We start from the raw sequence: 22,811 nt of genomic DNA, 5'->3' as shown, positions 1-22,811 counted from the left end.
GGCAAAATGACAATTTCAGAGAATATGTCATAAAAAAAGCCGCTCATTTGAGCGGCTTCATATTATCAATGGTTCAAAGATTATTTACCTTCTTCCATTTTTCTTTTCAATTCTGCTAATGCGTCGATATCTCCAAGAGTTGATCTTTCTTCGTTGTTTGAAGAAGAAGATGTATTATTAGATCTGTTGTTAGAAGATTCTCTTACGTTTTTCTTCTCTTCATCTCTAAAAATACCAGTATGAGATACTACTACTCTCTTGAATTCTTTGTTGAATTCAATTACTTTGAAGTTAGCCTCTTCACCTTTCTTGATTTTAGATCCATCTTCTTTCTCTAATAATCTTGAAGGGCAGAAAGCTTCTACTTCAACGTCTTCAAACTGTACAGAAGCTCCTTTATCGTGAACTTCTACAGCTTTACCAGCGTGGATAGTACCTTCAGCATATTTAGTTTCGAATTTATCCCAAGGGTTTTCCTGAAGTTGTTTGTGACCTAGAGATAATCTTCTAGCCTGGATGTCAAGTTCTAGAACTACAACATCTAATTTATCACCAACTGCACAGAACTCAGATGGGTGCTTGATTTTCTTAGTCCAAGAAAGATCAGAGATGTAGATTAATCCGTCGATACCTTCTTCTAACTCTACGAATACACCAAAGTTAGTGAAGTTTCTTACCGTTCCTACATGCTGAGATCCTACCGGATACTTAGCTTCGATATTTTCCCATGGATCTTTAGACAATTGCTTGATACCAAGAGAAATTTTTCTTTCTTCTCTGTCTAGTGTTAATACTTCAGCTTCTACTTCATCCCCTACCTTCACGAAGTCTCCTGCAGATCTTAAGTGAGTAGACCAAGACATTTCAGAAACGTGGATCAATCCTTCTACACCTGGAGCAATTTCTACGAATGCACCATAGTCAGCAAGAACTACTACTTTTCCTTTTACTTTGTCACCAACTTTCATGTCAGCAGAAAGAGCATCCCAAGGATGAGCCTCTAATTGCTTCATACCTAACTGGATTCTTGTTTTCTCATCATCGAAATCAAGGATAACCACTTTCACAGTCTGTCCGTCCTCAAGGATTTCAGATGGGTGGTTCACTCTAGACCAAGAAAGGTCTGTAATGTGGATCAATCCATCTACACCTCCTAAGTCAATGAATACACCGTAAGAAGTGATGTTCTTCACAGTTCCTTCAAGAACCTGACCTTTTTCAAGCTGAGCGATGATTTCTTTTTTCTGACCTTCGATATCTGCTTCGATCAATGCTTTGTGAGATACCACTACGTTTTTGAACTCAGGGTTGATTTTCACAACTTTGAACTCCATAGTTTTACCTACGAACTGATCGTAATCTTTGATTGGCTTAACATCAATCTGAGAACCTGGTAAGAATGCTTCGATTCCGTGTACGTCAACGATCATACCTCCTTTAGTTCTAGACTTAACAAAACCGTTAACGATTTCTCCAGTTTCGTGAAGCTCGTTTACTCTATCCCAAGCTTTAAGTGTTCTAGCTTTTCTGTGAGATAATTGTAATTGACCAGTTTTGTCTTCTCTTCTGTCAACCATTACTTCTACATCATCACCAACTTTCAATCCTGGGTTGTAACGGAATTCGTTAAGAGAAATAACACCTTCAGATTTGAAATCGATGTCAACGATAGCTTCTTTATCAGTCAATCTTACAACTTTACCGATGATAACGTCATTATCGTTCAGGCTGCTTAGAGATCCGTTGTAGATTTCTTCTAAATCGCTTTTTTCTTTTCTCGCATCTGCATCAAGACCTGATTCGAATGAATCCCAATCAAATTGTTCTGGTGCTACGTTTTGGTTTAATAAAACCTCTGCTGAATTTGTCTCTTTTGACATTTTCTAATAAAATTTGTATTCCTTCTTTTTTAATGGTCTGAATAAATGCGGATTAAAAAATACGGAAGTAATTAATTATAAGTAATTTACTCTTCAAACCTTTTCGCCACAAAAGTGGGTGCAAAGATAAGGATTTTATTTGAAATTAACAAAGCTTTTCGATTTGCTTAATTATTCATTAAATTACTGAATGTCAGGATTTAATATTATTAAAAGATCCAAAGATTAAAAATTAAAAGACTGGAGCAAATTCATATTTCCTCATATAAACGACAACTACATCCCTAATCCCTATCAACTACTATCTACCAACCTAAATTCACTACCTTTGCACCATGGAACTACAATCAATTTATCAAAAACTGCAGATTCAGGACATGAATCAGATGCAGAAATCCACCTATAAAACAACAGAAAACAATACAGATGTGGTTTTGCTCTCCCCTACTGGTTCAGGTAAAACGCTCGCTTTTTTATTTCCCGTTCTCCGTAACCTTAAAAAAGATGCTTCCGGAATCCAGGCTCTGATTTTAGTTCCGGCAAGAGAGCTTGCATTGCAGATTGAGCAGGTTTTCAAGTCGATGGGAACGGATTTTAAGGTTTCCGTATGTTATGGTGGCCATGATAAGAAAATTGAAGTCAATAATTTAATTGAAGCTCCGGCAGTTCTGATCGGAACCCCGGGACGTGTAGTTTATCATTTAAGAAACAATAATTTTGATCCTGAAACCATTCAAACATTGGTTCTTGATGAATTTGACAAAGCTTTGGAATTGGGTTTTCATGAAGATATGGAATTCATTACCGGATCACTAAAAGGTCTTTCCCAGAGAATTTTAACCTCAGCAACAGCTATGGATGAAATTCCTGCATTTACAGGTTTAAAAAATGAGAAAATCATTAATTTCCTGAAACTGAATGATGTAAAACCTGATATCCAGCTGCGAAAGGTAATGACCATCCCTGAGGAAAAACTGGATACTCTTTTTCATTTAATATGTAAAATAGGAAACAAAAGAACACTCATCTTCTGCAACCACCGTGAAGCTGTAGACCGTATTTCCGAGCTTTTAAGAGAAAAAGGAATTGCGAGGGAAACTTTCCACGGAGGAATGGAACAGGATGAAAGGGAACGTGCTCTTCTGAAATTCAGGAATGATTCTGCAAGGATTTTAATCACTACAGATCTCGCCTCCCGCGGGCTAGATGTTCCTGAAGTGGAATCTATTGTCCATTACCAGCTTCCTCCCAAAGAAGATGCTTTCATTCACAGAAACGGCCGTACCGCAAGGATGAATGCCAAAGGTTTTGCTTACCTGATCATGACCGAGGATGAAAATTTCCCGTTCATTAAAAGCAATACTCCGGAAGAAAGTGTGGCCGGCTTTAATAAAGTTCCGGAGAGGACTCCTTTCCAGACCATCTACATCAGTGCCGGGAAAAAGGATAAAGTAAACAAGGTGGATATCGTAGGCTATCTTATTAAAAAAGGAGAGCTGCAGAAAGAAGACATCGGTATCATTGAAGTGAAGGATACTACTTCTTATGTAGCAGTTGCCAGAAATAAAACAGTTGCTGTTTTAAAGAAATTAAGCACTGAAAAGCTGAAGGGCAAGAAAGTGAAAATGGAAATTGCTTATTAATTAAAGAACATCAAATTAAACAAAATTCAGATATGAAAATTAAAACATTCATTGCAGACGCTTTTACCGATAAATTATTTAAAGGAAATCCTGCAGCTGTATGTATTTTAAAAGAGGCTATTCCCGAAGAAAACATGATTCAGGTTGCTAAAGAATTCGGCTTTTCGGAATCGGCATTCGTCATTCAAAAAGGAACTGCCGATTTTTCTATCCGTTACTTTTCTCCGGTTACTGAAATTCCATTATGCGGGCATGCTACAATGGCCTCTGCGAAAGTTTTGTTTTCGGAATATCCGGATCTTGATACCTTAACATTCAAAACCCAGTTCGGGCATATTCTTGAACTGAGAAAGAACAATAACCAGATTGAAATGGTGTTTCCTGTACATGAAACCGAGAAATCTCCGTTTCCTGATGATTTAAAAAATGCCATCGGGATACAGGACATTATCAATTGTGAATATAATAAAGACCACAATATCCTGATGGTGGAGATAGAAAGCAGCAAACAGCTGGAAGAACTAAGCCCGGATTTTGCCACGTTAAAACAGATCAAAACAACAATCAGCGGGGTTCTGGTAACTGCACAGTCTGCAAAAACCGGTTATGACTTTGAATACCGTTACTTCTGGCCATGGTCAGGCTCCAATGAAGATCCTGTGACAGGAGGCGTACAAAGCTTTTTATGCAAATACTGGTCTTTGAAGCTTGATAAAAAGATCCTCAAAGCTTTCCAATGCTCTGAACGTACGGGAAGCATGGAGGTAGAATTAAAAGGAGATCAAACAATAATCAGAAGTAATGCTGTGATATTCCTGAACGGTGAAATTGATCAGGCTACCGATTAACTATTCATCCTAAAATTCAGAAATTACTTCACCCCTTTCACCTTAGTCGGCAGTGTGTAAACAGATTTTGAGGCGGTGATGAAGAGTACATCATTATTTTCCCCTCCAAAGGTTACATTAGACGTCCAGTCTTCCTGGATAGGAATATGATAAATTTTCTTTCCATGACGGTCAAAAACATGGACTCCTTTTCCTGTTAAATAAAGATTTCCATGCTTGTCCAGTGTCATTCCGTCTGAGCCCATTTCACAGAAGAGTCTTTTCTCTGACAATTTTCCTTCTCCCAGGATATCGTATACATAGGTTTTTCCTGCATCAATATCTGAAATATAAAGCTTTTTAAACTTTTCACTTCCTACAATGCCGTTAGGCTGCATAAAGGTTTCCAGTTTAACGGTTTTGCCTTCTTTTGTTCTGTAATAAAGACTTTTATGAGGAATTTCCTGCTTAAAACCCACCCAATAATCTCTTTCATATAAAGGGTCTGTAAAATACATTCCTCCTGCTGCATCATTCCAGATATCATTAGGTCCGTTCAGTCTTTTTCCCTGGAAACCTTTCAGAACAACTTCTATCTTCTTGTCTTTTGAAATTTTCCAGATCTCACCCTGATCATCGGAACAGGTGATAAGATTTCCGTCTTTATCAAAATGAGTTCCGTTGGCCCTGCCCGTTTTGCCTAAAAACTCTATAATTTTATTGGTTTTCCAGTCCCAGTAATAGATTTTATCATTAGGCTGGTCAGTAAAATAAACATTTCCATGCTTATCTGAAGACGGTCCTTCCGTAAAACTGAATTGTTCCGAAATCTTCTCCGGCTGTACATCTCCATAAAACATTTTGCTCGTATTTACTGATTGACAGTTTATCAATGCGAAAACCAAACCAATTATACCCAGACTGCGTATCTTTTTCATTACTCCCTTGTTTAAAAACTGCAAGTTACAACATCAGCCATAAGATTCAAATACATTTACTCATTTTGATATAATAAAATTAAAACATCAAATGTCCTAATCGTCCTATTTTTGAAGCAGATGGTATTAGTTCAAAAATACTTTTATTAAGACCTTTGCTACGGTAAGATCAATATTTTTTTCCCTTTTTAAAACTGACTGAAAAATCGTTTTGATCCGGCCTCAAATATCCCCTTAATACTTTTTCAAACTAACAAAGTAACACAATGAGTGTAGAATCAAGCAGCGATAAATTGATAGAAACCGAAAATGAAACATTCAGAAATTCGGTAGGAACCATGGATGAAACGGGAAAACGGAAATGGGTCTTTCCCAGAAAGCCAAAAGGAAAATATACCAACTACAGAAATTATGCAAGTTATCTCATGCTGGGTATATTTTTCGGGCTGCCATTTGTAAAGATCAATGGTAATCCGTTTCTCCTGATCAATGTAATAGACAGAAGATTTTTTATCCTTGGACAGCCCTTTTACCTTCAGGATTTCTTTATTCTTGCGCTGGGGGCAGTAACTTCAGTCATTTTCGTCATGCTGTTTACCGTAGTTTTCGGGAGAATATTCTGCGGATGGCTGTGCCCTCAAACACTTTTTATGGAAATGGTATTCCGTAAAATAGAATACTGGATAGAAGGAGACAGAAATAAGCAGATGAAATTAGACAGACAGGAATGGGACGCTGAAAAAATCAGAAAAAGAATCCTGAAGTGGTCTGCTTTTGCATTCATATCATTACTTATTGCTCACTTCATGTTCATGTATATTGTGGGATATGAAGAAGTATTCCGGATTATGAAGGAAGGGCCGGAAGCCAATTCGGTCAAATTCCTTGTTATGATATTCTTCACCATGACCTTTTATTTTGTCTTTGCATGGCTACGAGAACAGGTTTGTACTTTGGTATGCCCATACGGAAGGCTTCAGGGTGTATTGATCGACAAGCAGACCATTAATGTGTATTATGATTTCAAAAGAGGCGAAAACCGTTCGAAATGGCGAAATAATGAAGCCAGAAAAACGGCAGGAAAGGGAGACTGCATCGACTGTCATCAGTGTGTGGTTGTATGTCCTACCGGTATTGATATTCGAAACGGACAGCAGCTGGAATGTGTCAACTGTACAGCCTGCATCGATGCCTGTGATGAAGTCATGGATAAGGTAGGTCTCCCTAAAGGATTAATCCGCTACGCCACAGAAGCAGAAATTGAAAACCAGGAGCCGTTCAGGTTTACCTCAAGAATGAAGGCTACAACGGTATTCCTGGCTTTATTAATCGGATTTTTGGGATTCCTGATGTATGACCGCGGTTCCATGGAGGCTAAATTCATCAAACCGGCAGGTTCCACATTTTTCATTAAAGATGGCAAAATCACCAATACTTTTATTTATACTCTTTTAAATAAATCTAATGAAAAAAAGGTTCTTACCATCAAAGTCATGACTCCGGCCAATGCGGAAATTACCTATTTCGGTTCAGAAAAAATCATTCTGAAAGGCGACCAGATCCTGAAAGGAAATATCAACATTACTTTTCCTGAAGAAGACATTAAGTTTTCCAAACAGAATATGGTGATTGGCGTTTTTGATGAAAAAGGAGAAATGATGGATTCGTTTGAAACTACGTTTGAGGGGCCTTTTAAGCTTTTGCTGTGATCCGGGATGCGGTTATGGGATCAGAACAATACTTACCAAGTCAAAAATTTTTCTCTACTATTCTTAAACCTTGAATATTGAACTTTAAACTTTTAAACCTTGTATTTTCTCATAAACTGCGTAGGAGTCATTCCGGAGCTTTTCCGGAATACTCTTACAAAGTAGGAATATTCTTCATAGCCAAGCCGGAAAGCAATTTCCACAAGGCTTTCATCGAGGTACATCAGCATCCTTTTGGCTTCCAGCACTACCCTTTCGGTAATGATATCGGTGGCAGTTTTCTGAACAACGGACTGGGTAATCCGGTTGAGGTGTTTTGGAGTAATTCCCAGTAAAGATGCGTAATAGGAAATTGATTTCTGGCTGGAAAAATATTGTTCTATCAGGTTTTCAAAGTCCTGGTAATGTTTAAAATAAGAAAGGCTGGCAGAAGAAGCGTGTATATCGTGATCTTTTGAAAAGAGCCTTACCGCATTGATGAAAATTTGGGACATCAGGGAAAGACTCAATCCTTCCTTCATCAAATTCTGGGAATGGAACTCTTGCCCCAATTCCTGAAACAGCCGATTTATTTTTTCCAATTCATCAATATCCAGCTGTAATTTCCTGGGAAATGACACAGAACCGAAAAACGGAAAATTTCTCAGTTTCTGGTTGACATAATGCATTTCATAAAATTCCTGTGAGCAAAAGAAAATATATCCGTCAATATCTTCCGAAAGCTCCCAGCTGTGGATCTGCCCGGGAGAAAGGAAAAACAGACTCCCTTCTGAAACATCATACTTCTGAAAATCGATTTCGTGAATTCCTTTTCCTCTGGTAAAAAGAACAGCAGCGTAAAAATCATGCCGGTGCGGCTTTTCAATATGCCGGTGCCCCACCACCAGATGCTCCTTCATCGTATTGAAATAAAAATCCGAGGTATTCCTGCCGGACTGGAAAAGTTCAATATGAAGAACGGAGATAGGATTCATTGCTGTTTATAAACGATCGTGGATAGATGGTAAAATTACAGTAAAAAGAGATAGAACACAACCTGAAAAAGAATAAGCCAATGAAAAAGAATACCTTTATACAGAACATTTACAGAGATAATACCGGTGCATATTTGCATCCGAGTTTAAAAAATTTTTATCTTTGGCTTTTAGGATTTGTAAAATGAAAATAAATTTACCTGACAAACTGTATTATTCCATAGGAGAAGTGGCCAAGGCTTTTGATGTAAACACTTCGCTGATACGGTATTGGGAGCAGGAATTCCCTATCATTAAGCCTAAAAAAAATAAAAAAGGCAACCGTTACTTTACTCCTGAAGATATCAAGAACCTGCAGATGATCTACCATCTGGTGAAAGAAAAGGGGTATACACTGGATGGAGCAAGAATTGCTTTAACCACCAACAGCAAAATTTCAGAAACAGTTACCATCATTGACCGTCTTGAATTTATAAAAGCTGAGCTTCAGAAACTGAAAGCTTCGCTAGCAGACAGAGATTCTGAATAATTTTATGCTATCGTTCTTTCTAAAGAAGTAAAATTTATTTGCCACAGATTTCACTGATTTGCACGAATATTTAGGTTAGACTTTATTTAAATTGTTAATAGTTAAGTGCAATCACTTGTGCAAATTTGTAAAATTTGTAGTTAAAGTTCTAGACATTCATCCGTATTAAAATCAATGGCTTATTTTAAATTATTTTAGAGATTTTCAAAGAATATTTCTATCGGTATTTCTTCAAATAATTCTATACAACTATGTACACAGGTTTAATTTAAAAATCATTTAAATGAATTTATTGTACAAAACTGTCCTTTTTGTATCTCCTCATTGCTTCAACTTATTTTTATTGATAAGTTTACTTTATGATGAGAAAAAACTATTACCATAAGCTTGCATTCATGGGAATGCTGCTGATCGTTCTGCTGGCTTTCCAAAAGTATACCAGCAGGGAAAAAGAAAATTTTCCGGAGATTAAATTCATTATTGAGCATCCTGTTTCTCCAAATCTGACTGATTTCGATCCTAATAACCTGGATGAAATGCAATGGAAACATTTAGGATTTTCAGAGAAGCAGGTTTCTACTATTCTCAATTACAAAAAAATCGTAGGAGGTGAGTTTACATCAAAAGAGCAGCTTAAAAAATGCTACGCAATTTCTCCTGAAAAATTCACCGAACTGGAATCTTTCATCCTCCTTCCGGAAACTGCAAAAGGGGGACATTTTGAAAAATTCACTAATGAGAAAAGAGAGATTGTTGTTTCGAAAAAATTCAATCCTGACAGGCTTTCTTCTTCAGAGTGGATGAAGATGGGTTTTAGCGAAAAGCAGGCCGAAGCCATTTTAAAATACAAAAATTACCTGGGCGGAAGTTTTGTAAGTAAGGAAAAATTCAAAGAATGTTTTATCATTTCATCGGAAAATTACAGCAAGCTTGAGCCCTATTTACTGCTTCCGGCACAAACACCTGATCATTTTAAAAAGTCCGGGAATCAGTACGCTATAAAATCTGATATCCGGTATCATACATTTGATCCCAACGTTTTAGATCTTAATGGATGGAAGGCCCTGGGATTCTCTGAAAAGCAGGCAGGCACAATTGTTAATTACCGTGACAGAAATCTCAGGGGAAGTTTTAAATCTCTTGAAGATATACAGAAGTGTTTTGTTATTTCTGATGAAAAATTTCAGGAGCTAAAACCTTATATTAAGCTTACCCCAACAACCAATCTGATTCAAAAACAGGAAACTGATTTTTCAAAAGTTGATTTAAATCTGATCACTTTCAAGCAGTTGCTGGAATTTGGTTTGGATGAAAAAAGTGCCGGATCCATGATCGGCTTTAGAAAAAAACTGAGAGGTTTTGTCAATAAACAACAAATTTTAGAAACCTATAACATTGATAAAAATCTGGTTCAAAAATTAATTTCTATTGCCTCGCTAGATATTTCAAATGTTCCTAAATATACTTTAACGGAAGCCCCTGAAGAATGGCTGAAAGATCATCCCTACTTCAAATATTCTGCTGATAAAATCATATTCTACAGGACGACCTACACGGATGATAAGAAAATTCTGAAGCTTTTAAAATTAAAACCTGAATATGAAGAAAGAATGAAATTATATCTAAAATAACTGGAATCCCATAGTAAAAACTACCCAAAACAACTTCTGCTATTTTGGATAGTTTTTAATTTGGCGTATTATTTTAAGTTTAGTGATGCATATAGCTGCTGGGACCATTGGTTCCTTCAATTGATTCAGGCAGTATTCCATATTTGTTACGTAAATCGATGGTCCCTAATGTTTTTCCCGTTTCGATCTCAATAACACTGATGGTTCCGGAATTTAAGTTTGGAATATCCAGCAGGTTATTTTGTACTGCTACCACTTCTTTTCCTTTTTTGGTTTTAAAGAAAACCATATGATGTGCTCCTTTATCTGCGGTAAGGGTTTTTAAAAGCTTTAGCTGAGGGAGGTTACTTATATCAAAAACCAAAACTTTTCCAGGATCTGCAAAACTTACATAGAGCCTGCTGTTATCATCGATGTACATTTCGAGTGTCCAACCTAATCCCTGTGTACTTCCGTCAAATATTTTACTAAAAGCATCATACTTTTTGGTGGTGGTATTGTATGGAGCAATCCAGATATCGCCACCCAGCATTGTCGTTGCAAGGGCAAATTGTGGAAATTTTCCACGCAGCAGCAGAACCTCGACCGGACTGGACATATCTGTTTGTGAGTCTGCTACCAGGTAGGTCTCTTTTAATTCATAAGTATTCATATCTAATAAGGTACAGGTATTTCCCATTCCGGTAGTAAGATCCGGGTGAATGGTTGAAGTGACCATCATTAATCCCTTTTCCTCATTAACAGAAATACCATGCGGGTACATAATAAATTGATTTGGATTGGTTTGAATGGGAGCTTTAATTGTTTTAATAAGCTGGTTATTACTGGCATTGAAAACACCTATACTACCATCTTTTGGTCCTCCTGCCCCGCCCATAAAAGTCATAAAATATCTTCCATCATTGGTAAAAAATAAATTTTCTCCTACGGTATTCTCTCCAGTATCAATAGGGGTAGCATTCACTAATTTTGGCTGTCCGTTTTTGTCTTTTTCCGTTTGTATCTGGTAGAGATAATTGCCTCCTAAAGCAGTGGTATACAATTTATTTGCGCCCTGATTATAATAGAGATGGTGAGGCAGAACACCAACGCCCAGTTCAAGTTTGCTGCTGATATGTCCGAAATTTGGGGCTTCAGGATCAAGCTCAATTACAGCTATACCATCCGACAATCCTTCCAAACTTCTATAGTCAATATAAAAAGAAGTATCATGCGGAAGATCCGGATTATGGTTATCATTTTGACAATTAGAAAATATTGTTAAAATAATAAGGGAGAGTAAATTAAATTTTAATTTCATGGTTTTTTAGTTTTAATAGTTACTTTATAAATATAATATATTTTCACTAACAAACTAAAAATATTACACCAATGTGTGAATATTATTGAATAATAACATTTTAATATTTCCTATTATGATCGTTTACAAAATAACAGATATAAAAAAGTAAGCAGGAAAATATTTCCCTGCTTACTTTTTATATTAATGATCTCAACTTAATCGATTGTTTTGACAGAATCAGAAAGGAGATTGCTGAGTGTATTAAATTCTTCTTCTGTAAGATCGCGCCATTTCCCTACCGGAAGATCCAGCTTAATGTTCATGATACGGATACGTTTCAGCTTCTTTACTTCGTAACCAAGGAATTCACACATTCTGCGGATCTGCCTGTTCAGTCCCTGGGTAAGGATAATCCGGAAAGTCATATCATCGATCTTTTCTACTTCACATTTTTTAGTGACTGTGTCCAGAATCGGGACTCCGTTTCTCATTTTTTCAAGGAATTTAGGAGAAATGGGTTTGTCTACACGTACAATATATTCTTTTTCGTGGTTGTTTCTTGCCCTCAGGATTTTATTAACGATATCTCCGTCGCTGGTAAGCAGAATAAGGCCTTCACTGGGCTTATCCAACCTTCCAATGGGGAAAATTCTTTTCGGGTGGTTAATATAATCTACGATATTGTTTTTCTCACGTTTGGTGTCTGTAGTACAGACGATGCCCACAGGTTTATTAAAAGCAATGTAAACAGGCTTATCCTGAGGTTCACGGATCGGTTTTCCATCTACTTCTACAAGATCTTCATCCGAAACTTTGGTCCCCATTTCCGGAACTTTTCCGTTAATGGTTATCCTTCCCTCTTCCAAAAGCTTATCCGCTGCTCTTCTTGAGCAATAACCGACTTCTGATAAATATTTATTGATACGCGTTTTTTCCATTAGTCTTCTCCGTAACCTGTATAATTTTAATTTCCCGGGATAAGTAAAAATACGACTTTTAATTATAAATTTTCAAATCTGTATTCGTTGTCCAGGAAATCTGTTGTAGCATTTTCAATGGTATAATCACCTATTTTAGTACGTCTGAGTTGAGTAAGGTAGGCGCCTACTCCCAATTCCTGCCCAATATCATGAGCCAGGCTTCTGATATACGTTCCTTTTGAACAGCCTACTGTAAAGCCGACCAAAGGAAGGTTGATTTTAATATCATTAATGTAGAAAATGGTTGTTTTCCTTGATTTCATCTCTACTTCCTCTCCTGCTCTGGCCAGGTTATAGGCTCTTTGTCCGTCAACTTTTATTGCTGAATATACCGGCGGTTTCTGTTCTATTTCCCCTACAAATTTTTCAAGAACTTCTTTTATCTGTTCTTCGGTAATGTGGGCTATATCCTGATGAAGTATTTCAGGTTTTTCCGTATCATAAGATTCTGTCTGTACACCTATTTTAATTTCGGTCCAGTATTCTTTAGGAGCATCCTGAATTTCAGGAATTTTCTTTGTGAATTTCCCACAGCAGACAATAAGCAGGCCTGTTGCTCTTGGATCAAGGGTTCCGGCGTGGCCTATTTTAAATTTCTTGGGAAGATTAAACTCTCTTTTGAGTTTGTATTTCATTTTATTGACAGCCTGGAAAGAAGTCCAGTCCAAAGGTTTGTCCAATAAAAAAACATATCCTGATTGCAATTCTTCAGCAGTCATTATTCTAAAATTTCGGTGATACTTACTAAACTTGGCAGTTTATTGACTTTCTGCCTGCATTCAGGGCCGTTTTCTACATTAACAAAGCATTTTTTATCTCCAATGAAGTAATAAATATTCTTAAAAGGATACACGGAATTATTAGGGGCAATATTCACTGTATAATGTTCCGGTAAATTGAACTTATAGCTTGTTTTACTGACAGATGTAATTTTCTGACGGTAACATTTTCCTCCTTTGCTATATTCCATAAAAGGTTTATGGTCCAGCTTTTCATCTGGTACAAGCTCTTTGCAGATTAATACATCTTCAGCTGTGTTTTTTTCTTTGAGTTCAACAAAGAATTCTGTTCTTTCACCAGTGTTATTTTTTACGAACAGCGTATGGGCAGGCGTACAGGAAACAATTAAACCGGAAAATACCAATAGCTTTAAAATAATATTAATCTTCATAAACTTATTTAAAGAAATAGAAATAGATTAGCAGGGCGATTCCCACAAAGATACGGTACCATCCCCAGGGTCTGAAACCATATTTGTTCAATACCCCGATGAAAGCTTTAATAGCGATCAATGCGACGATAAATGCCACAATATTTCCTATCACAAAGATCATAATATGATCCTGAGATGCCATGATCATTTCATATCCTTTTTGAGGGTTTCCGGATTCTTTACCCCATGTTTTCAGGAAAACGGAATATACGGTTACTGCCAGCATAGTTGGAACTGCCAGGAAAAATGAAAATTCCGCCGCAGCTTTTCTTGTAAGCCCTTGTGACATCCCTCCAATGATAGAAGCAGCACTTCGGCTGGTTCCCGGCATCATCGCCAGACACTGCCAAAAACCTATGGTAATTGCTTTTCTGATGGTAATTCCCTTTTCATCATCAATTACAGGATTTCTGAACCATTTGTCCGCAAAAAGCAGAACGATTCCTCCCAATACCAAAACTGAAGAAATAGCAATCTGGTTTCCCAGAACAGCTTCAATTTTATCATCAAATAAATAGCCCAGCACCAATGCCGGAACTACAGCAAAAGCAAGCTTATAGTAAAACTGAAGATTTTTCAGATCAAAAAACTTTTTCCAATAGGCCACCACAACGGATAGAATAGCCCCAAACTGAATAGACACCTGGAACATTTTCAGAAATTCATCTTCCTGCAGACCCATAATATTGGCTGCAAATCCCATGTGTGCGGTAGAAGAAATAGGAAGATACTCTGTAAGCCCTTCAATAATAGCAATAATGATTGCTTTAATTAAATCCATATTTTGTGTATATAAAAGTTTAAAGATTAAAAGATGCTGAATTTAGAAAGTTTATCTAAATCCGTTCACCTTTTAATCTCTAAATAAAGAATGTATAATTTATTTTCTTTTTAAAATAGCGTAAACTTCTATTGCAAAGCCTATCACTACAAACAGCGGCGCAATTCTGATCCTGCGGATGGAAAAAATACCGTCATTCCATGCATTGGGATCAAATTTACCATCTACCGTGTTAGCATCCGGTCCCATCATCAGTAGAAAGCCTACTACGATAAAGGCCAGACCTATCAGCATCCACTTGAAGTTCTGCTGCCCGAAATAAAAGGTGTTTTCCTGTGGTACTTCGGTTTCTTTGCCAAACTCTGAAGCGGTCAGTTTATTTGTTTTTTTGCTCATTATTAAGAGTAATATAAATCGTCAACGTTTGATTTTAAGAATCTCCATGTAGCGAAAATGGTACTTAGGACAGATATAAAAATTCCTACGCCAAGCACTAAGATAACCAGCCAGAAATATTGGTTGGTATCCTGTACGAAAGCTGAACCAATCTGGCTTGTAAAGTAATACCATACACCCCCCAGTGCCAGAAGCCCGATCAAGGATCCTATAGCTCCCAGAATAATTGCCTCAATGATAAACGGCTTAAGGATAAACCTTCTTTTAGCCCCTACCAGCTGCATGGTTTTGATAATAAATCTCTTGGAGAATATTTTCAGACGGATTGAATTGTTAATTAAAACAACTGCCAGGATCAGGAATAAAACAGAAAAACCCAGGATCCATTTCAGGATTCTGCTCAGGTTATTATAAACATCCACCATCAGAGTACTGTCATTTTTAACATCTACAATCCCCGGAACGGCTTTAATCACTTTAATGGCTTCATCAATTTTAGCCGGATCCACATATTCAGGTTTTAATGCCACCTCGATAGATGAAGGAAAAATATTTTCCTCAAAAAGCGCATCACTGTCTATTCCCATCGTTTTCTTGGCTTCTTTAGCCGCCATATCTCTTGAAATATAGGTCGCTTTTTTTACAGGAGCTAATGTCTGTACCTTTTTAAAAGTTTCTTCTTCTAGTTTTGCAATTTTTACAGAATCTTTTACATCAAAATTTTCATCAAAATAAGCATTTACCACAAGCTGTTCTTTTATGTAATCAGAATACTTCTGGGCATTGATTAAAATAAGCCCCATTAATCCTAACAAAAATAGCACTAATGCGATACTTATTACTACTGTAATATTGCTTGACCGAAGCCTTTTCTTATTAAACTCATCAACAGATTTAGCCATTAATATTAAAATTTTTGGCTAAAATAGAAAAAATCTTCCGAAATTTGGGACGAAATAAAGAAAATCATTGTTAATAAAATCATAAAAAACTTTGAGTGTAAAAGCAAAAAAACATCTTGGACAGCACTTTCTGACAGATGAAAATATCGCGAGAAAAATCGTGGAAGGTCTTAGTTTTGAAGGCTATAAAAACGTCATGGAAGTAGGTCCCGGAATGGGCGTTCTTACCAAATACCTGCTGGAAAAAGATCAGACGGTCTATCTGGCAGAGATTGATACCGAATCTATAGAATACCTGAAAAACAACTATCCTAAGATTACGGAAAATACTTTTGTGGGAGATTTCCTGAAGCAGGATTTCCATTTTATCAATGGAGAGCAGATTGCGATCATCGGTAATTTTCCATACAACATCTCCTCCCAGATTCTTTTCAAGATTGTTGATTATTATCAGCAGATTCCTGAAATGGTAGGAATGTTCCAGAAAGAAGTGGCCGAGCGAACGGCAGCCGTACCCAGAACTAAAGATTATGGTATTCTTTCTGTCCTGATCCAGGCATATTACGATGTCTCTTATCTGTTCACGGTTCACGAAAATGTATTTAATCCGCCTCCTAAAGTAAAATCAGGCGTTATCCGGCTGACAAGGAATCCAAAAGAAGGCCTGGCAGGAAATGAAGTTCTTTTCAAACAGATCGTAAAAGCAGGGTTTAACCAGAGAAGAAAAAAGCTTTCAAATTCCCTGAAAATCCTGAATATTCCTGAAGCTTTAAAAACTCATGAATTCTTAGATAAAAGAGCAGAAGAGCTCAGTGTTTCAGATTTTATCGGTTTTGCCAATCTCTGGAAACAGAATCAATAAAGACAGTTCAAAAATAAAAAAGCCTTTCAAGTTTTCTTGAAAGGCTCTTCTGTATCCTTTGTCTTTTATTCACGATTCTTAAGCATGATCCATCCGGACCAGTTCATCTGAGCTTTTGACTTAGGGTATTCGAAATTAAACTTATACCAATAAGTCGCTGTAGGAAGTTTTTTTCCTCCCACTGTTCCGTCCCAGACCGGTTTTTCTTTAGAGAACCTGAACATTTCAACGCCATATCTGTCAAATATAGATCCTGTGAAATTTTTGAATTCACCCAATGCTTTAAGATCCAATACATCATTCACCCCATCATTATTCGGTGTAATGATATTATTGATCTGAAGTGTATAGAAATCAAAAGTTCCAACACAATGAGTCCCTACTCTTCTGATCAATACAGTATAGTTGGTATTGTCTAAAAGGTTGGTGAAAATATTGGACTGCTGCCATGTAATTCCATTATCCAGGGAATATTCCAAAGTACTTGGCGTATTGTTCATCATAGGATTTTCAGCAATAATTGTCACGGTTTTCTTAGCACTTTCATACTGAACTGCTGTCACAAAAGGAGTGGCTGCACCTCCTACTTTCGCCGTGAAAATCTTTTTACAGAATCCGTTATCGACTTCTACGGTGTAAATACCCCAGCTGTCTGCAGTAATAGTCTGAGTAGTCGCTCCCGTACTCCATAAATATTTATAATTCGGACCGGCACCAGCATCTAATGTAATACGGTCACCCAAACACATTTCTACATCTTTTAAAGGTGAGGTAATCTCAGGGGTTACCTCTACTGTTATGGAAGCAGGGTTTAATGAACGACAACCTTTTGTCCCGACTGCATACACTGTAAATGTCGTAGTTTGGTATAAAGTTACAGTTTGGGTATTTCCGGTACCAGGGAAATTACCCCACTGGTAGGTTACGCCTCCATCAGCAGTTAGGGTTACTGACTCTCCCGGACATATTTTTATTCTGGAAGATTTAATACCTGCTTTTGGTGTGGTTTCTTTTTGCAGGGTCAGCTCTATCATTTTGCTGCAGAACCCTCCGTTTGATACTACAACATACAGGATCTGTCCATCTGTACCGTTATAGTTTAAAATATTCTGAATATAATTACCATTCTGAGCCACAGCATCAGCCTGATTGACATAAAATTTGAATACTGCTCCCGGAGTCGGGCTTATTGAAGGCATAGCATCAGTCAGGTCAAAGGTGGTAATATCCGGCGTGGAACATAGCAGAAGCGTAGCATCCTGTGCCTGTGGAGTAGTTCCTCCATGAATCTGTATAGTCGCTTTACCCGGACAAGGATTCCCCGGAACACTTACCTCAATAGTATAAGTTCCCGGTTGAACAGCCGTAATGGTATTAGTAGTTGCCCCAGTTATAGGAGCGCCGTTCAGATACCATTGGTACAATAAATTAGGGTCGCTTACCGAAGCAGTAATTAATTGAGGTTCATTATCACATACATTGATATCAGAAGGCAAAGTGGCACCACTAGGGTCTAAAAGCTCAACACCAATGTTAAATGATCCTCCTTCTAAAAATACAGCAGAGTCCCAGCCATGATCTTCATAACTTCCCGGTGAATAGTCTGCAACAACCATTTTAAAGTGATATTGCTGCCCTGCCATTACAGTCGCAGTTGCAGTAAGAGGAATTGTTCTTCCTTCAAAATTCGTTTCAACATTACCGGTATTATAGCCTCCAAAAAACTGTTCGTTAACAGCAGGGCATCCTCCGCCACCGGAAATTAACGGGTGAATATTCGTAATGCTTACAGGACCGGCACCGCCAGGTAATATTGCCATGTTCTGGTAAGGTCCACCCGATGTTGGTCTTAGCAAAATAGCAAAAGCATCCGCATACTGACATGGAAATGAACCGGAGTACTCTTCTGATGCCAGGATATAATTAAATTTAATCTGTGAAGTGGTAGGTACAAAGTCAAATTCCAAAAGAACAGCATCCGTCAGTGTTCCGGTAGATCCGATGGCCTGTGCAAGATCGGAATCCGTTCCTCCACCGTTATTATCACTCAGGTTCCCTTCCGGTCCGTTACCTGCTCTTCTGGCTTTCCCTGTAGAAAGCACAATCCCATCCTTGAAGGGGAAATTGGTAGTTCCTTTGTGGAAATACCCCCATGATCTGTCAGCATCAGATACGGCATGGTTCGGAGTAATTTTTACATTGGATACCGCAGGTGTTACGCAGGTATTTGTACCTGAAGAGATCAGGACATCTTTCACCAGCTGTGTAATGGAATAGCTGGATTCCGTATATCCCGGAGCATTCACATCAATAAAAGTGCCCGCTTTCTGAGTAGCTGATCCTGAAGGTTGATTTTTGGGAGGCTTACGGGGCCCGTCTGTTTGAGAATATAAAAATGTCGATACGACTAAGAAAAATAAAAGGAATAGTAGATTTCTTCGCATAATACTTTTGTTTCAACAAATTTAATTTATTTCTAAATATATCCTATATTTTTTATCTATTTTTTAATATAAAAAAAACAAACCTTCCAAATATGGAAGGTTTGCGTATTAGTTTCTATTTTTTAGCAATATCCAGCCGGAGCGCTGTTCAAGCTTTTTACTTGCCGGGTTTTCCCATTGTACTTTATACCAGTAAGTGCCTGTAGCCAGATTAAGACCTTTTAAAGTGCCTCGCCAGACTGCATCGGTTTTAGTGGCCTTGAAGAGTTGTGCACCATAGCGGTCAAAGATGGATGCTGCAAAATTATTATAACCACTGATTCCAGAGAAATCTATTGTATCATTTATTCCATCCATATTAGGTGTAATAGCGTTGCTGATTACAAAAGTGAAGTAATCCAGTGTTGTACCACATTTTGCATCCACGACCCTTACCATCAGATGGTAGTTGGTATTGTTCAATACATTATAGAATATATTGGATGGCTGCCATACTACCCCTCCGTCTATCGAATATTCTAAAACGCCTCCCGTAGGATTGCTTGCCGTAAGGGTAAGCACATGGTTATCATATACGATATTTGTAAATTTAGGAAGATCCGGATTTAACAGTTTTCCAGTAAACGTTTTGGAACACGTTCCGTTACTGATGGTAACGGTATAAGTTCCGGGAACATTAGTAGATATGGTTTGAGTGGTTGCTCCGGTATTCCATAAGTAGGTATAATTTGTACCTGGACCAGCATCTAAAATTCCTGTATCTCCTTCACAGACGTATACATCTTCCAATGTAGAAACAATGGCAGGAACAACTTCAATCGTTACTTTCGCCGGGTTTATTGAGCTACAACCATTACCTCCAAGTGCATAAACTGAGTATTCCGTAGTAATTGTAGGGGAAACCACCTGTGTATTTCCGTTCCCCGGAAGCCCTACCCAATTATAGGTAACTCCACCTGTAGCAGTAAGTGTAACGGATTCTCCGGCACAGATTTTTATTTTAGACGCCGATACTCCCGCTGTTGGCGGCCCAACGGTAACAGTAACCGTTGCCGGGGTTGCAGAAATACAACCGTTGGCAGATACTGCATAGACAGTATATACCGTAGTTAAAGTCGGTGAAACCACCTGTGTATTTCCGTTGCCGGGAAGTCCCACCCAGTTATAGGTAACCCCACCGGAGGCCGTCAAAGTTACGGACTCGCCTACACATATTCTGGGCTGTGAGGACACCACAGTAGCTGTTGGCAATGTTGTATTCTGGGTTACGGTTACGGTTGCCGTATACGTACAGGTTAAATTACCCGGCTGTGATACATTGGTAACCGTAAGGATATAGGTTCCTCCTGCATTAACTACAGGGGTAAGGGTATTTGCACCTGAAACAATATTCCCACCTCCAGCTGCTGTCCATGCAATGGTAGATCCTGCAGGCACTACAGATGTAGAAGCATCTAATGTAGTCTGGGGTGTAGTACAGGTTATCTGCTGCGGCGCTGCTATCGTAAGTGTTGTTTCAGCAGTCCTCAGCAACTGAAGAGAAACCACATAATGACATCCTCCGTTTTTCACCAATACGTATATGGTCTGATTTCCCGGGGGTGAATAAGTTGTAGGTGTTGCAATAAAATTAGCATTACCTGCAAGAGCATCAGCCTGATTAATATAATAAGTGAAGGTAACACCAGCTCCAGCAGAGGTTATCTGGCTCTGAGCCGTTGTCAGGTCATAGGTAAGTCCCGGCGCATAGCATTTATGCAATACAGCATCCTGTACAGTAATAGGCTGCGAAACTTCAATAGTGATGGTGGCAGGATTTTGAGACACGCATCCATTAGCTCCTACCGCTGTTACTGTATAAGTTGTAGTTGCAGTAGGTGATACAGTTTGAGTATTTCCTGTTCCGGGAAGGCCTGTCCAGTTATAGGTAGTACCTCCTGATGCCGTTAAGGTTACCGATTCACCGCTGCATATCTGTATTTTACTTGCTGTAAGTCCTGTAACCGGTGGAGCGCTGTCTCCGGTAACTGTAACGCTAGCAGTAGTGGTACAGATTACACCTCCTGGCTGATAGGTTTTCGATATGGTTAAAGTATAGGTTCCCGGAGCATTGATAACCGGATTTAAGGTAGTTCCTCCTGAAACAATATTTCCTCCTGTAGTTGTCCAGTTAAAAGTAGATCCTGCAGGATAAACAGAAGCTGAAGCATCTAAAGTTGTCTGTGAACTGGCACAGGTTAATACTGCCGGTGGCAGAATTGATGCTGTCATCTGAGGAGCTTTTACCAGCTGCAACTCAGCTACTTTGGAGCAGAAACCATTTTTGACAAGAACATAGACGGTTTGCCCACCTGGACTCGAATAAGTGGCAGGGCTGGGAATTGTATTTGCATTTCCTGCATTGGCATCTGCCTGGTTTAAATAGTATGAAAACGTTGCACCGGGTGTTGTACTGATAGAAGCATTTGCGGAAGGCAGATTAAAGGTTGCATTTCCTGCGGCATAACAAGCTGTCAGGGTTGCATTCTGTACCGTAGGGGAAGTTCCGCCCACCACGGTAATAGTTCCTGTTCCGGGACAGGTATTTCCCTGGATGAATACCTGAACACTGTATACTCCAGGCTGTGTAGCAGTATAGCTCGGACCAGTCTGGCCGGGAATAGGATTATTATTTAAAAACCACTGATAGGTAACGTTAGGAACCTGTACAGAGGCTGTAAATGTCTGTGGAGCGTTATCGCACATATAAACCGTGTCAGGAAGCTGAACTCCTGCAGGGTCTAAAATTTTCACCCCGATATCAAATGATCCTGCTTCCAGAAATACAGCTGAATCATAATTTCTGTCGCTAAAATCTGCCAAAACCATTTTAAAATGGTAAGTTACACCAGGAGTTACGGTGGCTTTTGCAGTCAAGGGTATTGTACGTCCGTCAAAATTAGTTTCAACCACTGGATTATTGATCCCTGCAAAATAAGAAGGGTTAACGGCGCCACAACCTCCGGGAATTGCCGGGTGGATATTGGTAACACTTACAGGTCCAGCGCCTCCGGGAAGCACTGCCAGATTGGTATAGGTAGGATCTGTTGCCTTTTTTAACAACAAAGCAAATCCGTCTGATTTGGTACATGCAAACTGGAACCCGGGAGCATATTCTTTGGACGCAAATAAATATCTGAATGAAATTTCTGTAGATGCGGGTACAAAGTCAAACTCAATATAGGTAGCATCCCATAATTCGGCATTATTAATACCTAAAGCATTGGCAAGATCAATATCTCCCGGAGTGAACAAAGGATCACTTAAAGCGCCCTGAAAAGTATTCCCCGATCTGGCAGCATATCCTGTAGAAAGAACGATACCTTTTGCAAATGGAAAAGCTGTAGTACCTTTATTAAAGAACCCCCAGCTACGGTTGGGATCACTTACTGTTAAATTGGGTGAAACACTTACATTGCTCACATTGGAAGTAGAACAGGCTCCTCCGGAGATCAGCACTTCTTTTACCAGCTGTGTAATGCTGTAGCCGGACTCCGGATAATTGGGTGTATTTACATCTATAAAAACACCGGCTTTCATAGAGGTTGCATTAGCTTTTTTTGCAGGAATCGTTGCTCTGTCTATGTTCTGAGCAAAAACAAAGTTCCCGATAAGTGCAAAAAATAACGCCAAAAATAAATTTCCAATCCTCCTATTTAACATTTTATAGTATTTTGAACAAAAATACTATTTTTTTTGATTGAAAGTTAATTTAACACAATTTACATTATCACTACTACAAGTTTATTTATTCTGCAATATAAATTTGCTTTATTTGAAA

18 protein-coding genes are annotated in these 22,811 nt (G+C 38.4%); 6 read left to right on the top strand and 12 right to left on the bottom strand.

Translation table 11 applies throughout. The annotated features are described in order from the left end of the window. Positions 1 to 80 precede the first annotated feature (80 nt). Positions 81 to 1,880 carry a 30S ribosomal protein S1 gene (gene rpsA, locus ACM40_RS14510; RefSeq protein WP_048503464.1) on the bottom strand — a complete coding sequence of 600 codons (1,800 nt, stop codon included), beginning with the start codon at positions 1,878 to 1,880 and terminating at the stop codon, positions 81 to 83. Positions 1,881 to 2,215: 335 nt separating this feature from the next. On the opposite strand from rpsA, the gene ACM40_RS14505 reads away from it, so the two are divergent. Together ACM40_RS14505 and ACM40_RS14500 are read left to right on the top strand one after the other, a co-directional pair. Next, positions 2,216 to 3,523 carry a DEAD/DEAH box helicase gene (locus ACM40_RS14505; RefSeq protein ID WP_048503463.1) on the top strand — a complete coding sequence of 436 codons (1,308 nt, stop codon included), beginning with the start codon at positions 2,216 to 2,218 and terminating at the stop codon, positions 3,521 to 3,523. A gap of 32 nt (positions 3,524 to 3,555) precedes the next feature. Then, positions 3,556 to 4,371, top strand: a complete 816-nt coding sequence (locus tag ACM40_RS14500) for a PhzF family phenazine biosynthesis protein (protein WP_048503462.1) — start codon at positions 3,556 to 3,558, stop codon at positions 4,369 to 4,371. A gap of 23 nt (positions 4,372 to 4,394) precedes the next feature. Here the strand turns inward: ACM40_RS14500 and ACM40_RS14495 are convergent, their stop codons facing one another. After that, entirely contained in the window at positions 4,395 to 5,288 is an 894-nt protein-coding gene (locus ACM40_RS14495; protein WP_048503780.1) for an SMP-30/gluconolactonase/LRE family protein, read from the bottom strand. Positions 5,289 to 5,554: 266 nt separating this feature from the next. Here ACM40_RS14495 and ccoG point away from each other — a divergent pair, with 266 nt between their 5' ends. Then, positions 5,555 to 6,997: a cytochrome c oxidase accessory protein CcoG gene (gene ccoG, locus ACM40_RS14490; protein WP_048503461.1), complete on the top strand. Its 1,443-nt coding sequence runs from the start codon at positions 5,555 to 5,557 to the stop codon at positions 6,995 to 6,997. 92 nt (positions 6,998 to 7,089) lie between these two features. On the opposite strand, the gene ACM40_RS14485 is transcribed toward ccoG, so the two are convergent. After that, positions 7,090 to 7,971 (bottom strand): AraC family transcriptional regulator, encoded by an 882-nt coding sequence (locus tag ACM40_RS14485; RefSeq protein ID WP_048503460.1) that lies wholly within the window; start codon positions 7,969 to 7,971, stop codon positions 7,090 to 7,092. A 184-nt stretch (positions 7,972 to 8,155) separates the two neighbouring features. Here ACM40_RS14485 and ACM40_RS14480 point away from each other — a divergent pair, with 184 nt between their 5' ends. Further along, positions 8,156 to 8,500, top strand: a complete 345-nt coding sequence (locus tag ACM40_RS14480) for a MerR family transcriptional regulator (RefSeq protein WP_034704939.1) — start codon at positions 8,156 to 8,158, stop codon at positions 8,498 to 8,500. A 359-nt stretch (positions 8,501 to 8,859) separates the two neighbouring features. Continuing rightward, on the top strand, positions 8,860 to 10,131 hold the full coding sequence (locus tag ACM40_RS14475; protein WP_083996870.1) for a helix-hairpin-helix domain-containing protein: 1,272 nt from the start codon (positions 8,860 to 8,862) through the stop codon (positions 10,129 to 10,131). A 79-nt stretch (positions 10,132 to 10,210) separates the two neighbouring features. Here the strand turns inward: ACM40_RS14475 and ACM40_RS14470 are convergent, their stop codons facing one another. The 7 genes from ACM40_RS14470 to ACM40_RS14440 form a co-directional block, all read right to left on the bottom strand. Then, positions 10,211 to 11,431 (bottom strand): hypothetical protein, encoded by a 1,221-nt coding sequence (locus ACM40_RS14470; protein WP_048503458.1) that lies wholly within the window; start codon positions 11,429 to 11,431, stop codon positions 10,211 to 10,213. Positions 11,432 to 11,628: 197 nt separating this feature from the next. After that, the gene (gene rluF, locus ACM40_RS14465; RefSeq protein ID WP_048503457.1) at positions 11,629 to 12,351 is read right to left on the bottom strand and encodes a 23S rRNA pseudouridine(2604) synthase RluF; all 723 of its coding nucleotides are present in this window, start codon (positions 12,349 to 12,351) and stop codon (positions 11,629 to 11,631) included. 62 nt (positions 12,352 to 12,413) lie between these two features. Continuing rightward, positions 12,414 to 13,112 (bottom strand): tRNA pseudouridine(55) synthase TruB, encoded by a 699-nt coding sequence (gene truB / locus ACM40_RS14460; protein WP_048503456.1) that lies wholly within the window; start codon positions 13,110 to 13,112, stop codon positions 12,414 to 12,416. Further along, on the bottom strand, positions 13,112 to 13,564 hold the full coding sequence (locus tag ACM40_RS14455) for a hypothetical protein (protein ID WP_048503455.1): 453 nt from the start codon (positions 13,562 to 13,564) through the stop codon (positions 13,112 to 13,114). The genes truB and ACM40_RS14455 overlap by 1 nt, the downstream gene beginning before the upstream one ends. A 4-nt stretch (positions 13,565 to 13,568) precedes the next feature. Then, complete coding sequence (locus ACM40_RS14450) at positions 13,569 to 14,387, bottom strand: undecaprenyl-diphosphate phosphatase (protein WP_048503454.1); 819 nt, start codon at positions 14,385 to 14,387, stop codon at positions 13,569 to 13,571. A gap of 99 nt (positions 14,388 to 14,486) precedes the next feature. Next, positions 14,487 to 14,783: a DUF3098 domain-containing protein gene (locus ACM40_RS14445; RefSeq protein ID WP_083996869.1), complete on the bottom strand. Its 297-nt coding sequence runs from the start codon at positions 14,781 to 14,783 to the stop codon at positions 14,487 to 14,489. 2 nt (positions 14,784 to 14,785) lie between these two features. After that, entirely contained in the window at positions 14,786 to 15,685 is a 900-nt protein-coding gene (locus ACM40_RS14440; RefSeq protein ID WP_048503453.1) for a cell division protein FtsX, read from the bottom strand. A gap of 91 nt (positions 15,686 to 15,776) precedes the next feature. Between ACM40_RS14440 and rsmA the strand changes: the two genes are divergently transcribed. Beyond that, positions 15,777 to 16,547, top strand: a complete 771-nt coding sequence (gene rsmA, locus ACM40_RS14435; protein WP_048503452.1) for a 16S rRNA (adenine(1518)-N(6)/adenine(1519)-N(6))-dimethyltransferase RsmA — start codon at positions 15,777 to 15,779, stop codon at positions 16,545 to 16,547. Positions 16,548 to 16,612: 65 nt separating this feature from the next. Here rsmA and ACM40_RS14430 read toward each other — a convergent pair whose 3' ends face one another. Beyond that, positions 16,613 to 18,991: a choice-of-anchor L domain-containing protein gene (locus tag ACM40_RS14430; protein ID WP_048503451.1), complete on the bottom strand. Its 2,379-nt coding sequence runs from the start codon at positions 18,989 to 18,991 to the stop codon at positions 16,613 to 16,615. A gap of 108 nt (positions 18,992 to 19,099) precedes the next feature. Continuing rightward, positions 19,100 to 22,693 (bottom strand): T9SS C-terminal target domain-containing protein, encoded by a 3,594-nt coding sequence (locus tag ACM40_RS14425; RefSeq protein WP_048503450.1) that lies wholly within the window; start codon positions 22,691 to 22,693, stop codon positions 19,100 to 19,102. Positions 22,694 to 22,811: the final 118 nt, after the last annotated feature.

It is taken from the genome of Chryseobacterium sp. BLS98 (genome assembly GCF_001045445.1).
Taxonomy (GTDB): Bacteria; Bacteroidota; Bacteroidia; order Flavobacteriales; family Weeksellaceae; genus Chryseobacterium.
Note: the sequence above shows the minus strand (reverse complement) of the source record. Positions and strands in the feature narration are given on the sequence as shown.